The sequence below is a fragment of the Streptomyces manipurensis genome (assembly GCF_049570255.1).
GTDB classification, from domain to species: domain Bacteria; phylum Actinomycetota; class Actinomycetes; order Streptomycetales; family Streptomycetaceae; genus Streptomyces; species Streptomyces manipurensis.
The window spans coordinates 1441756-1454136 of sequence record NZ_CP186950.1 but is presented as its reverse complement, the minus strand read 5'-3'; the positions used below and the strand labels follow the sequence as shown (position 1 = coordinate 1454136).

Genomic DNA, 12381 nt, shown 5'->3' with positions numbered 1-12381 from the left:
CAGAGAGCGGTGTGACGTGTCCGGTGTAGAGGTGGCCGGGATCATCGTGGCCGTCTTCTGGGCCATCCTGATCTCCTTCCTCGCCTTGGCCCTGGTGAGGCTGGCCCAGGTGCTCAGGGCGACCACCAGACTGGTGGCCGAGGTGACCGACCAGGCCGTACCGCTGCTCGCGGACGCCTCCACCACCGTCCGCTCCGCGCGCACCCAGCTCGACCGGGTGGACGCCATCGCGAGCGACGTCCAGGAGGTCACCTCGAACGCCTCCGCCCTCTCCTCCACCGTCGCGAGCACCTTCGGCGGCCCCCTGGTGAAGGTCGCGGCCTTCGGCTACGGCGTCCGCAAGGCGCTCGGCAAAGGGGACCGCGCGGCGTCCGGGACCACCCGGGGTGCGGGGAGCGACGGCCGCCGCCGTACCGTGATCGTTGGCCGAACGGTGCCGGCCGCCCGGCGCCGCAAGCAGAAGGGCTGAGGGCGCCGATGTTCCGCCGAGCTTTCTGGTTCACCGCAGGCGCAGCCGCCGGCGTGTGGGCCACCACCAAGGTCAACCGGCAGCTCAAGAAGCTGACGCCGGAGAGCCTCGCCGCACAGGCCGCCGACAAGGCCGTGGAGGCGGGGCACCGCCTCAAGGACTTCGCCCTCGACGTCCGGGCGGGAATGACCCAGCGCGAGGACGAGCTGAACGATGCACTGGGGCTCCACCAGGACCCCGACCGGCCCGACAACGTCACCGCCCTGCCCGGACCGCGGCGGCTGCGGGCCATCGAGAACGACCAGAGCAACCACCGACCAACGCTTTCGTACAACCGGAATGAGGACCACTGATGGAGTCGGCTGAAATTCGTCGCCGCTGGCTGAGCTTCTTCGAGGAGCGCGGTCACGCCGTTGTCCCTTCGGCGTCGCTCATCGCGGACGACCCGACTCTGCTGCTGGTGCCCGCCGGCATGGTGCCGTTCAAGCCCTACTTCCTGGGCGAGACCAAGCCGCCGGCCCCGACGCTCACCAGCGTCCAGAAGTGCGTCCGCACGCCCGACATCGAAGAGGTCGGCAAGACCACCCGCCACGGCACGTTCTTCCAGATGTGCGGCAACTTCTCCTTCGGCGACTACTTCAAGGAAGGCGCCATCAAGTACGCCTGGGAGCTGCTCACCAGCTCCGTGGCGGACGGCGGCTACGGCCTGGAGCCGGAGAAGCTCTGGATCACCGTCTATCTCGACGACGACGAGGCCGAGCAGATCTGGCGCGACAAGATCGGCGTCCCGGCCGAGCGCATCCAGCGCCTGGGCAAGAAGGACAACTTCTGGTCCATGGGCGTCCCCGGCCCCTGCGGCCCCTGCTCCGAGATCAACTACGACCGCGGCCCCGAGTTCGGCGTCGAGGGCGGCCCGGCCGTCAACGACGAGCGCTACGTGGAGATCTGGAACCTGGTCTTCATGCAGTACGAGCGCGGCGCCGGCGACGGGAAGGAAGACTTCCCGATCCTCGGCGACCTGCCGTCGAAGAACATCGACACCGGTCTCGGCCTCGAACGCCTCGCGATGATCCTGCAGGGCGTGCAGAACATGTACGAGACCGACACCCTGCGCGTGGTCATGGACAAGGCCACCGAGCTGACCGGCGTGCAGTACGGCGCCGCCCAGCACACGGACGTCTCGCTGCGCGTGGTCGCCGACCACATCCGCACCTCGACCATGCTCATCGGCGACGGCGTCACCCCCGGCAACGAGGGCCGCGGCTACGTGCTGCGCCGCATCATGCGCCGCGCCATCCGCAACATGCGCCTCATGGGCGCCACCGGTCCGGTCGTCCGGGACCTGATCGACGTCGTGATCGAGACGATGGGCCAGCAGTACCCGGAGCTCATCACCGACCGCAAGCGCATCGAGACCGTCGCCCTCGCCGAAGAGGCCGCCTTCCTGAAGGCCATCAAGGGCGGCACCAACATCCTCGACACCGCCGTCACCGAGACCAAGGCCGCCGGCGGCACGGTCCTCTCCGGCGACAAGGCGTTCCTGCTCCACGACACCTGGGGCTTCCCGATCGACCTCACCCTGGAGATGGCCGCCGAGCAGGGCCTCTCCGTGGACGAGCCCGGCTTCCGCCGCCTGATGCAGGAGCAGCGCGACCGCGCCAAGGCCGACGCCAAGGCCAAGAAGACCGGCCACGCGGACATGTCCGCCTACCGGGAGATCGCCGACGGCTCCGGCGCCACCGAGTTCACCGGCTACGCCACCACCCAGGGCGAGTCCACCATCGTCGGCCTGCTGGTCAACGGCGTCTCCGCGCCCGCCGCCTCCGAGGGCGACGAGGTCGAGGTCGTCCTCGACCGCACCCCCTTCTACGCCGAGGGCGGCGGCCAGCTCGCCGACCAGGGCCGCATCAAGCTCGACACGGGCGCCGTCATCGAGATCCGCGACGTCCAGCAGCCCGTCCCGGGCGTCTCCGTGCACAAGGGATCCGTCCAGGTCGGCGAGGTGACGGTGGGCGCCTCCGCGTACGCCGCCATCGACGTCAAGCGCCGCCGGGCCATCGCCCGCGCCCACTCGGCCACGCACCTGACCCACCAGGCGCTGCGCGACGCCCTCGGCCCGACCGCCGCCCAGGCCGGTTCCGAGAACAGCCCCGGCCGCTTCCGCTTCGACTTCGGCTCCCCGAACGCGGTCCCCGGCTCGGTCCTCACCGACGTCGAGCAGAAGATCAACGACGTGCTCTCGCGCGAGCTCGAAGTGACCGCCGAGATCATGAGCATCGACGAGGCGAAGAAGCAGGGCGCCATCGCCGAGTTCGGCGAGAAGTACGGTGAGCGGGTCCGCGTCGTGACCATCGGCGACTTCTCCAAGGAGCTGTGCGGCGGCACGCACGTCGGCAACACCGCCCAGCTGGGTCTGGTCAAGCTGCTCGGTGAGTCCTCCATCGGCTCCGGTGTGCGCCGCGTCGAGGCCCTCGTCGGCGTGGACGCGTACAACTTCCTCGCCAAGGAGCACACGGTCGTCGCCCAGCTCCAGGAGCTGGTCAAGGGCCGTCCGGAGGAGCTGCCGGAGAAGATCTCCGCCATGCTCGGCAAGCTGAAGGACGCCGAGAAGGAGATCGAGAAGTTCCGCGCGGAGAAGGTCCTCCAGGCCGCCGCCGGGCTCGCCCAGAACGCCCAGGACATCAAGGGCGTCGCCCTGGTCGTGGCCCAGGTGGCGGACGGCGTCGGCGCCGACGACCTGCGCAAGCTGGTCCTCGACGTCCGCGGCCGCATCCCCGGCGACCGTCCGGCCGTCGTGGCCCTCTTCACCGTGGCGAACGACCGCCCGCTGACCGTGATCGCCACCAACGAGGCCGCCCGCGAGCGCGGTCTCAAGGCCGGTGACCTGGTCCGTACGGCCGCCAAGACCCTCGGTGGCGGCGGTGGCGGCAAGCCGGACGTGGCCCAGGGCGGCGGCCAGAACCCGGCCGCGGTCCCCGAGGCCGTCGGCGCCGTCGAGCGCCTCGTCGCCGAGACGGTCTGACGATGAGCCTGCGCCGCGGCCGCCGACTGGCCATCGACGTCGGGGACGCCCGGATCGGGGTCGCCTCCTGCGACCCCGACGGGGTGCTGGCCACTCCGGTCGAAACCGTCCCCGGCCGGGACATCCCCTTCGCCCACCGGCGGCTGCGGCAGCTCGTCGAGGAGTACGAGCCCCTCGAAGTCGTGGTCGGCCTCCCCCGCTCGCTCAGCGGGCGGGAGGGGCCGGCCGCGGCCAAGGTGCGTGCTTTCGCGAACGAACTGGCCAAGGGCATCAAGCCGGTGACGGTCCGTCTGGTGGACGAGCGGATGACCACGGTCACCGCCGCCCAGGGCCTGCGGGCCTCCGGCAAGAACGCGAAGAAGGGCAGGTCGGTGATCGATCAGGCCGCCGCTGTGATCATCCTCCAGAACGCTCTTGAGACCGAACGGGTATCAGGTAATCCGCCTGGCGAGTGCGTCGAAGTGGTTGTCTGATCGCGATACGGTAACGTTCCGCGCGATGAGACGGCATTCGAACAGCCGTCGATCACCGTCAAAGAGGCGGAACCGGTTGCCACGGATGACGGAGTCCGTGGCCTCCGTCTCGCGGCTCTAGGGGACCGATGACTGACTATGGCCGGGGCCGTGGCCCCGAACCCTGGCACCCTGAGGACCCGTTGTACGGGGACCAGCAGTGGAGCGGGCAGCAGGCCCAGCAGGCCCAGCAGGGCCAGGCGCCCTACGGCGGTGCTCCGCAGCAGGGGTACCCGCAGGAGCCCCAGTACCAGCAGCAGTACCCCCAGCAGTACCAGCAGCACCCGGAGTACCAGCAGCAGTACGTGCAGCAACCGCAGTACGCCGACCCGCAGCAGCAGTACGCCGACCCCCAGCAGGGCTACGCACCGCAGCAGGGGCACCCCCAGCAGCACGGGTACGCCCAGCAGCAGGGGCACACCGGGCAGCACCCGCAGCAGCAGCCGGTCTACGACGACCAGGGCTGGGACACCGGCCAGGGCCAGTACCAGGGCGCCGTCCAGACCGACCTCTACGCCGGCGTGGACCCGTACACCCAGCAGCCGGTCGCCGACTACCCGGGCGAGGCCCCCGACCTCTACAGCACCCAGGACGCCTACGCTCCGCCGCAGCCCCCGGGCCGCCGGCACCTGGAGCCGGAACCGGTCGAGGAAGAGGAAGAGCCCGAGGCCGCGCTCCCGGCCGGTGGCGGCGGGGACGACGGCGAGGGCGACCAGCCCGGCCGCCGCGGTGGCCGCTCCAAGGGCGGCAAGCCCAAGAAGCGCAGCGGTACCGCCTGCCTGCTCGCCGCCGTGGTGATCATCGGCGTCGTCGGCGGAGGCGGCTACTACGGCTACTCCTACCTCGAGGAACGCTTCGGCGCGGCCGAGGACTTCGCCGGCGAGGGCTCCGGCGAGACGGTGGACGTCGAGATCCCCAAGGGCGCGGGCCTGGGCCAGATGGGCCGGATCCTGAAGGAGGCCGGAGTCGTCGCCAGCGCCCAGGCCTTCGTCGACGCCGCCGGCGCCAACCCCATGGGCAAGAACATCCAGCCCGGCGTCTACCCGTTGAAGAAGAAGATGTCGGCCGCGGCCGCCGTCGCCGTGCTGGTCGACCCGAAGAAGCTGAGCGTCCTCACCGTCGCCGAGGGCTGGCGCAACACCACGGTCTACGAGGCGATCGACAAGAAGCTCGGCAAGCCGCAGGGCACGACCAAGGAGATCGCCCAGCGCGAGGCGAAGAACCTCGGCCTGCCGGCCTGGGCGGGGAACAACCCCAAGCTCATCGACCCGCTCGAGGGCTTCCTGTACCCGGCGCGCTACGACCTCGGCAAGGACGCCACCCCCGAGTCGCTGCTCCGGCAGATGGTCAAGAACGCGGCCGACAAGTACGTGGAGCTGGGCGTCGAGGCGAAGGCCAAGGAACTGGGCCTGGAGAACCCGCTCCAGGTGGTCACCATCGCCAGCCTCGTCAACGCCGAGGGCAAGAACCACGACGACTTCCGCAAGATGTCCGAGGTCGTCTACAACCGCCTCAAGAAGACCAACGACGTCACGAACCAGAAGATCGAGTTCGACTCGACGTACAACTACGTCAAGAACCAGAGCGAGATCAACTTCAACCTCAAGGAAGCGCAGAGGTTCGACAACCCCTACAACACGCACTTCGTCAAGGGCCTCCCGCCCGGCCCGATCGGCAACCCGGGCACGGACGCGGTGACCGCTACGCTCAACCCCGACCAGGGCGGCTGGATGTTCTTCGTGTCGGTCGACGGCGACAAGACGACCTTCACCAAGACCTACGACGAGCACCTGAAGCTCGTCGCGGAGTTCCAGGAGCGCCAGAAGCAGAAGAACGGCGGGTAGGCACGACATGTCACGGATACGGGCCGCGGTGCTGGGTTCGCCCATCGAGCACTCCCTCTCACCGGTGCTGCACCGCGCCGCCTACCGGGCGCTCGGCCTCGACGACTGGTCCTACGACCGGTTCGAGATCGACGAGGCCGCGCTGCCCGGGTTCGTGGCCGGCCTGGGCCCCGAGTGGGCCGGGCTGTCGCTGACCATGCCCCTGAAGCGGGCGATCCTCCCGCTGCTGGACGAGGTCAGCGACACGGCCGCCGCCGTCGAGGCCGTCAACACGGTCGTCCTCACCGAGGACGGCCGCCGGCTCGGCGACAACACCGACATCCCCGGCATCGTCGCCGCCCTCCAGGAGCGCGGCGTCGAGAAGGTGCCGTCCGCCGCCATCCTCGGGGCGGGCGCCACCGCCTCGTCGGCGCTGGCCGCCCTCGCGCGGATCTGCACCGGGGAGGTGACCGCGTACGTCCGCTCCCGGGCCCGGGCCGACGAGATGCGGCAGTGGGGAGAACGGCTCGGCGTCGCCGTCCGCACGGCCGACTGGTCCGAGGCGGCCGAGGCGCTCGGCGCGCCCCTGGTGATCGCCACCACGCCCGCGGGCACCACGGACTCCCTCGCCCCGTCCGTACCGCGGACGCCGGGCACCCTCTTCGACGTGCTCTACGACCCCTGGCCCACCGATCTGGCGGCGGCCTGGTCGCGCCAGGGCGGCGCGGTCGTCGGCGGCCTGGACCTCCTGGTCCACCAGGCCGTGCTCCAGGTCGAGCGGATGACGGGCCGAAGCCCGGGCCCGCTCGCCGAGATGAGGGCCGCCGGACAGCAGGCACTCGCCGCCCGTTAGGCTTTCCACCTGCACATTCACAGGGGGACGGCATGGACGCGGCGGACAGCGGGCGGTTACTGGCATCGAAGTGGGACCTCCCCTTCGTGCTCTTCGGCACACTCAGAGTGGCCTTCGGGGACCTGCCCCTGTGGGTCCGGCTCGTGGTGTGCGGACTCGTCGGCTCCCTGGGGGTGTGGACCGCCGTCACCTGGCTGCGCGAGCGCCGTCGGCGTGCCACATGACGGACTGACCGTCCGATGGCTGGACCGCGGCCCTGGAACACCCTCCGGACGTGGGAGGATCGGGGCAGGCGGATCAGGGCCGCGCACCCGGTCGCGCCGTCGCAGTACCCGGCGCGAGCATGAGGAGCATCGTTGAGCAGGTTGCGTTGGCTGACCGCAGGAGAGTCGCACGGACCGGCACTGGTCGCGACGCTGGAGGGTCTTCCCGCCGGTGTCCCGGTCACCACCGAGCTGGTGGCCGATCACCTGGCCAGGCGCCGGCTCGGCTATGGCCGCGGTGCCCGCATGAAGTTCGAGCAGGACGAGATCACCTTCCTCGGCGGCGTCCGCCACGGCCTGTCCCAGGGCGGCCCGGTCGCGGTCATGATCGGCAACACCGAGTGGCCCAAGTGGGAGACCGTCATGTCGGCCGACCCGGTCGACCCGTCGCTGCTGAAGGACACCGGCCGCAACGCGCCGCTGACCCGCCCGCGCCCCGGCCACGCCGACCTCGCGGGCATGCAGAAGTACGGCTTCGACGAGGCCCGGCCGATCCTGGAGCGCGCCAGCGCCCGTGAGACCGCCGCTCGCGTCGCCCTCGGCGCCGTCGCCCGCTCCTTCATCAAGGAGGTCGCGGGCATCGAGATCGTCTCCCATGTGGTGGAGCTGGCCGCGGCCAAGGCCCCGTACGGCGTCTACCCGACCCCCGCCGACGTGGAGAAGCTCGACGCCGACCCGGTGCGCTGCCTCGACGCCGACGCGAGCAAGGCGATGGTCGCCGAGATCGACCAGGCCCACAAGGACGGCGACACCCTCGGCGGCGTCGTCGAGGTCCTCGCCTACGGCGTCCCGGTCGGCCTCGGCTCGCACGTCCACTGGGACCGCCGCCTCGACGCCCGGCTCGCCGCCGCCCTCATGGGCATCCAGGCCATCAAGGGCGTCGAGGTCGGCGACGGCTTCGAGCTCGCCCGCGTGCCCGGCTCCAAGGCCCACGACGAGATCGTCTCCACCGACGAGGGCATCAAGCGCACCTCCGGCCGCTCCGGCGGCACCGAGGGCGGCCTGACCACCGGCGAACTGCTGCGCGTCCGCGCCGCGATGAAGCCCATCGCGACCGTCCCGCGCGCCCTGGCCACCGTCGACGTCGCCACCGGTGAGGCCGCGGTGGCCCACCACCAGCGCTCCGACGTGTGCGCCGTGCCGGCCGCCGGCATCGTCGCCGAGGCGATGGTCGCCCTGGTGCTGGCCGACGCCGTCGTGGAGAAGTTCGGCGGCGACTCGGTCCCCGAGACCCGCCGCAACGTCCGGTCCTACCTCGACAACCTGCAGATCCGGTGACGGCCGGACCGCTCGTCGTCCTCGTCGGGCCCATGGGGTCCGGCAAGTCCACGGTGGGGGCGCTGCTCGCCGAGCGGCTCGGCGTCCCCTACCGGGACACCGACGCGGACATCGTCGCCTCCCAGGGCCGGCCCATCTCCGACATCTTCGTCGACGAGGGCGAGCCGTACTTCCGCGAGCTGGAGCGGCAGGCCGTCGCGGCCGCCGTCGCCGAGCACGGCGGAGTGCTCGCCCTCGGCGGCGGCGCCGTCCTCGACGAGGGCACCCGCGGGCTGCTGGCCGGCCTGCCCGTCGCCTACCTGTCGATGGACGTCGAAGAGGCCGTACGGCGCGTGGGACTCGGTGCCGCGCGCCCCCTCCTCGCCGTCAACCCGCGCCGCCAGTGGCGCGAGCTGATGGAGGCCCGGCGCCCGCTCTACACCGAAGTCGCGCGCGTCGTCGTGCCCACCGACGACCGCACCCCCGCAGAGGTCGCCCAGGCGGTCCTCGACGCACTGGAGTTGAAGGACGTATGACAGACCAGGTGACGCGGATCCAGGTCGGCGCGAGCGCCGGCCACGAGGCGTACGACGTGCTGGTCGGGCACCAGCTGCTCGGCGAGCTGGGCTCGCTGATCGGCACCAAGGCCCAGCGGGTCGCCGTGATCCACCCCGAGGCGCTGGCCTCGACCGGGGAGGCGCTGCGCGACGACCTGGCCGATCAGGGCTACGAGGCCATCGCCATCCAGGTGCCCAACGCCGAGGAGGCCAAGACGGCCGAGGTCGCCGCGTACTGCTGGAAGGCCCTCGGCCAGTCCGGCTTCACCCGCACCGACGTCATCGTCGGCGTCGGCGGCGGTGCCACCACCGACCTCGCGGGCTTCGTCGCGGCCAGCTGGCTGCGCGGCGTGCGCTGGGTCGCCGTGCCCACCACCGTCCTGGCGATGGTGGACGCGGCCGTCGGCGGCAAAACCGGCATCAACACCGCCGAGGGCAAGAACCTCGTCGGCGCCTTCCACCCGCCGGCCGGTGTGCTCTGCGACCTGGCGGCGCTGGAGTCGCTGCCGGTCAACGACTACGTCAGCGGTCTCGCCGAGATCATCAAGGCCGGCTTCATCTCCGACCCGGTGATCCTGGACCTGATCGAGGAGGACCCGCAGGCGGCCCGCACGCCCGCGGGCCCGCACACCGCCGAGCTGATCGTGCGCTCCATCCGGGTCAAGGCCGACGTGGTCTCCAGCGACCTCAAGGAATCGGGCCTGCGGGAGATCCTCAACTACGGCCACACCCTCGCGCACGCCATCGAGAAGAACGAGCGCTACAAGTGGCGGCACGGCGCGGCCGTCTCCGTCGGCATGGTGTTCGCCGCCGAACTCGGCAGGCTTGCGGGCCGGCTCGACGACGAGACCGCCGACCGGCACCGGACCGTGCTCGCCGCCGTCGGCCTCCCGCTGACCTACCGCGGCGACCAGTGGCCCAAGCTGCTCCAGACCATGCAGGTCGACAAGAAGTCCCGCGGCAACCTGCTGCGCTTCATCGTCCTGGACGGCCTGGGCAAGCCGACCGTCCTGGAGGGCCCCGACCCGGCGCACCTCGTCGCCGCCTACGGCGAGGTGTCGGCGTGAGCCGCCGCGTGCTCGTGCTCAACGGCCCGAACCTGGGCCGGCTGGGCTCGCGCGAGCCCGACGTGTACGGGGCCACCTCGTACGCGGGACTGGTGGACAGCTGCCGGTCGCTGGGGGAGGAGCTCGGCTTCGACGTCGAGGTCCGGGAGACCAACGACGAGGGCGAGATGATCCGCTGGCTGCACGAGGCGGCGGACGGCAAGCTCCCCGTGGTCATCAACCCGGGGGCCTTCACGCACTACTCGTACGGGATGCGGGACGCGGCCGCGCAGCGCACCGCCCCGCTGATCGAGGTGCACATCTCGAACCCGTACGCGCGCGAGGAGTTCCGGCACACCTCGGTGATCGCGGCGGTGGCCACCGGCACCGTCGCGGGCTTCGGGATCGGCTCCTACCGGCTGGCCCTGCGGGCTCTGGCGGACGAGACCGCCTCCTGAGCCCCGCCCGGTGACACGGCCCGGCGGTCCTGGTGGACGGCCGGGCCCCTGCGGTCATATAACGTTCTCGCATCAGTCGCAGGAACGAGACGGAGTGGCAGCGGATGCAGCAAGGAGTGGGCGGCGGCGCCTGGGGGCAGCCGGGACCGCAGCCGGCGGCACCGCCGCAGCCGCCGATACCCCCGGCGCAGGGCTGGCCCGCCCCTCCCCCGCCGCAGTCTCCGCACCACCAGCCCCCGCCCCAGCAGCCCCCGGTGCCACCCGTACCGGAGGCGACCGGGCACATCCCGCTGCCGCCCGCGGTGGCCGGGACGGGCGGCGCGGTGCTCGCCGTGCTGCTCATCGGGCCGGCCGGCGCCGGCAAGACCACCGTGGCCCGGCACTGGGCCAGCACCCGCCCGGTGCCGACCGCCCACGTCAGCCTGGACGACGTCCGAGAATGGGTCTGCTCGGGGTTCGCCGACCCCCAGGCCGGCTGGAACGAGCACTCCGAGGCCCAGTACCGGCTCGCCCGCCGCACCTGCGGCTTCGCGGCCCGCAACTACCTCGCCAACGGCATCTCCTGCATCCTCGACGACGCGGTCTTCCCCGACCGGCCCGTGGTGGGGCTCGGCGGCTGGAAGCGGCACGTGGGCCCGGCCCTGCTGCCCGTCGTACTGCTGCCCGGCCTGGAGATCGTCCTGGAGCGCAACGCGGAACGCTCCGGCAACCGCCGGCTCTCGGACGAGGAAGTCGCCCGCATCCACGGGCGGATGGCCGGCTGGTACGGCTCGGGCCTGCCGATCATCGACAACTCCCACCTCGACGTGGAGGGCACCGCCCGCGCCCTGGACGAGGCCCTGGCCCGCTCGCTCTCGGCACCCGGCGGCTGGTAGCCGTCGTCCGGGCGGGGCCCGGGCCCCGCGCCCGTCCGGACGCGCTCGCCGGGCCGGATCGGCGGCGCGCTCGTAGTCTCGAAGACATGTCAGACGTGTACGCCGCCCGTCGAGGCCTGCTCCGCGACCGCTGCGCCGCCGCGGGGAACGCCGCCGCGCTGATCACGCGTCCGGCGAACGTCCGCTACCTCTCCGGCGCCTCGCCGCTGGGCGCCGTCCTGCTCGTCGGCCCCGCCGACGACGTGATGTTCTGCGCCGGCGCGCCCACCGGGGAGGTCGACGAGGGCCGCCTCGACGAGCACCTCAGGGTCTCCGTGCTCGCGGGCCGCGGCGGCGACCCGGCCGTCGCCGCGGCGGACGCCGCCGCGGCCGCACGCGCCGACTCGCTCGCCGTGGAGGAGCACCACCTCACCGTCGCCCGGCACCGCGCCCTCACCTCCGTCGCGCCCAGGCTGCGCCTCACCGACCTCGGCACGGCCGTGGAGCAGCAGCGGCTGGTCAAGGACGAAGGGGAGATCGCCTGCCTGCGGATCGCGGCGGAGATCGCCGACCAGGCCCTCGGCGAGCTTCTGGAGTCCATCCTGGTCGGACGCACCGAACGCCATCTGGCGCTGGAGCTGGAGCGGCGGCTCGTCGACCACGGGGCGGACGGCCCCGCCTTCCCCACCTCCGTCGGCACCGGACCGCACTCCGGGCGCTCCCGGCACCGGCCCTCCGACCGGCGCGTGGAGGAGGGCGACTTCCTCTCCGTCTGCCTCGGCGCCAGCTACCGCGGCTACCGGTGCGAGATCGGCCGGACCTTCGTGATCGGCACCACGCCCGCCGACTGGCAGATCGACCTCTACGACGTGGTCTTCAGCGCCCAGCGGGCGGGCCGGGAGGCCCTGCTGCCGGGGGCCGCGTACCGGGAGGTGGACCACGCGGCCCGTTCCGTCCTGGACTCGGCAGGGCACGCGGAAGCCCTCGCTCCGTGGACCGGGCACGGGGTCGGCCTCGAAATCGACGAGGACCCGCAGCTTGCACCTACGGCAATGGGTAAACTGGACGCTTGCGTGCCGGTCACCGTCGAACCGGGGGTTCACCTCCCCGGCCGGGGAGGTGTCCGGATCGATGACACGCTCGTCGTGCGCCCCGAGGCGGACGGCGGTCCCGAGCTACTCACCATTACGACCAAGGAGCTGCTCGCGCTCTAGCCCGCACTGCCGGGCTGTGCGCGCGCCCGTGGTCTTCCAGTGCAGGAGATTCC

At 72.0% G+C, this 12381-nt stretch carries 13 protein-coding genes; all 13 read left to right on the top strand.

Translation table 11 applies throughout. The annotated features are described in order from the left end of the window. The first annotated feature begins 16 nt into the window (after positions 1–16). The 13 genes from ACPU2J_RS06665 to ACPU2J_RS06605 all read left to right on the top strand — a co-directional run bounded on the left by ACPU2J_RS06665 (position 17) and on the right by ACPU2J_RS06605 (position 12328). Positions 17–469 carry a DUF948 domain-containing protein gene (locus ACPU2J_RS06665; protein ID WP_420081371.1) on the top strand — a complete coding sequence of 151 codons (453 nt, stop codon included), beginning with the start codon at positions 17–19 and terminating at the stop codon, positions 467–469. Between the two features lie 8 nt (positions 470–477). Beyond that, positions 478–822 carry a DUF6167 family protein gene (locus tag ACPU2J_RS06660; protein WP_361593693.1) on the top strand — a complete coding sequence of 115 codons (345 nt, stop codon included), beginning with the start codon at positions 478–480 and terminating at the stop codon, positions 820–822. Beyond that, the gene (gene alaS / locus ACPU2J_RS06655; protein ID WP_420081372.1) at positions 822–3491 is read left to right on the top strand and encodes an alanine--tRNA ligase; all 2670 of its coding nucleotides are present in this window, start codon (positions 822–824) and stop codon (positions 3489–3491) included. Before ACPU2J_RS06660 ends, alaS begins: the two co-directional genes overlap by 1 nt. Positions 3492–3493: 2 nt before the next feature. Then, entirely contained in the window at positions 3494–3964 is a 471-nt protein-coding gene (ruvX, locus tag ACPU2J_RS06650) for a Holliday junction resolvase RuvX (protein WP_361593697.1), read from the top strand. Between the two features lie 128 nt (positions 3965–4092). Further along, complete coding sequence (gene mltG / locus ACPU2J_RS06645) at positions 4093–5847, top strand: endolytic transglycosylase MltG (RefSeq protein WP_423832946.1); 1755 nt, start codon at positions 4093–4095, stop codon at positions 5845–5847. A gap of 7 nt (positions 5848–5854) precedes the next feature. Next, the gene (locus ACPU2J_RS06640; protein WP_423832945.1) at positions 5855–6679 is read left to right on the top strand and encodes a shikimate dehydrogenase; all 825 of its coding nucleotides are present in this window, start codon (positions 5855–5857) and stop codon (positions 6677–6679) included. Between the two features lie 32 nt (positions 6680–6711). Then, positions 6712–6903, top strand: coding sequence for a hypothetical protein (locus ACPU2J_RS06635; RefSeq protein ID WP_420081375.1), 192 nt, complete (start codon positions 6712–6714; stop codon positions 6901–6903). Positions 6904–7035: 132 nt separating this feature from the next. Continuing rightward, positions 7036–8220 (top strand): chorismate synthase, encoded by a 1185-nt coding sequence (gene aroC / locus ACPU2J_RS06630; RefSeq protein ID WP_361593705.1) that lies wholly within the window; start codon positions 7036–7038, stop codon positions 8218–8220. Further along, positions 8217–8735, top strand: a complete 519-nt coding sequence (locus ACPU2J_RS06625) for a shikimate kinase (RefSeq protein WP_365493249.1) — start codon at positions 8217–8219, stop codon at positions 8733–8735. The genes aroC and ACPU2J_RS06625 overlap by 4 nt, the downstream gene beginning before the upstream one ends. Then, complete coding sequence (gene aroB / locus ACPU2J_RS06620) at positions 8732–9823, top strand: 3-dehydroquinate synthase (RefSeq protein ID WP_420081376.1); 1092 nt, start codon at positions 8732–8734, stop codon at positions 9821–9823. Before ACPU2J_RS06625 ends, aroB begins: the two co-directional genes overlap by 4 nt. Continuing rightward, positions 9820–10260 carry a type II 3-dehydroquinate dehydratase gene (aroQ, locus tag ACPU2J_RS06615; protein ID WP_361593711.1) on the top strand — a complete coding sequence of 147 codons (441 nt, stop codon included), beginning with the start codon at positions 9820–9822 and terminating at the stop codon, positions 10258–10260. The genes aroB and aroQ overlap by 4 nt, the downstream gene beginning before the upstream one ends. A 104-nt stretch (positions 10261–10364) precedes the next feature. After that, a complete protein-coding gene (locus ACPU2J_RS06610; protein ID WP_361593713.1) occupies positions 10365–11135 on the top strand; it encodes an AAA family ATPase in 771 nt (256 codons plus the stop codon). Positions 11136–11221: 86 nt separating this feature from the next. Continuing rightward, positions 11222–12328 (top strand): M24 family metallopeptidase, encoded by a 1107-nt coding sequence (locus ACPU2J_RS06605; protein ID WP_420081377.1) that lies wholly within the window; start codon positions 11222–11224, stop codon positions 12326–12328. Positions 12329–12381: the final 53 nt, after the last annotated feature.

Coding starts and splice junctions, on each gene's coding strand:
- ACPU2J_RS06660 (WP_361593693.1), top strand. CDS start 478: ATGTTCCGCCGAGCTTTCTGGTTCACCGCAGGCGCAGCCGCCGGCGTG.
- alaS (WP_420081372.1), top strand. CDS start 822: ATGGAGTCGGCTGAAATTCGTCGCCGCTGGCTGAGCTTCTTCGAGGAG.
- ruvX (WP_361593697.1), top strand. CDS start 3,494: ATGAGCCTGCGCCGCGGCCGCCGACTGGCCATCGACGTCGGGGACGCC.
- mltG (WP_423832946.1), top strand. CDS start 4,093: ATGACTGACTATGGCCGGGGCCGTGGCCCCGAACCCTGGCACCCTGAG.
- ACPU2J_RS06640 (WP_423832945.1), top strand. CDS start 5,855: ATGTCACGGATACGGGCCGCGGTGCTGGGTTCGCCCATCGAGCACTCC.
- ACPU2J_RS06635 (WP_420081375.1), top strand. CDS start 6,712: ATGGACGCGGCGGACAGCGGGCGGTTACTGGCATCGAAGTGGGACCTC.
- aroB (WP_420081376.1), top strand. CDS start 8,732: ATGACAGACCAGGTGACGCGGATCCAGGTCGGCGCGAGCGCCGGCCAC.
- ACPU2J_RS06610 (WP_361593713.1), top strand. CDS start 10,365: ATGCAGCAAGGAGTGGGCGGCGGCGCCTGGGGGCAGCCGGGACCGCAG.
- ACPU2J_RS06605 (WP_420081377.1), top strand. CDS start 11,222: ATGTCAGACGTGTACGCCGCCCGTCGAGGCCTGCTCCGCGACCGCTGC.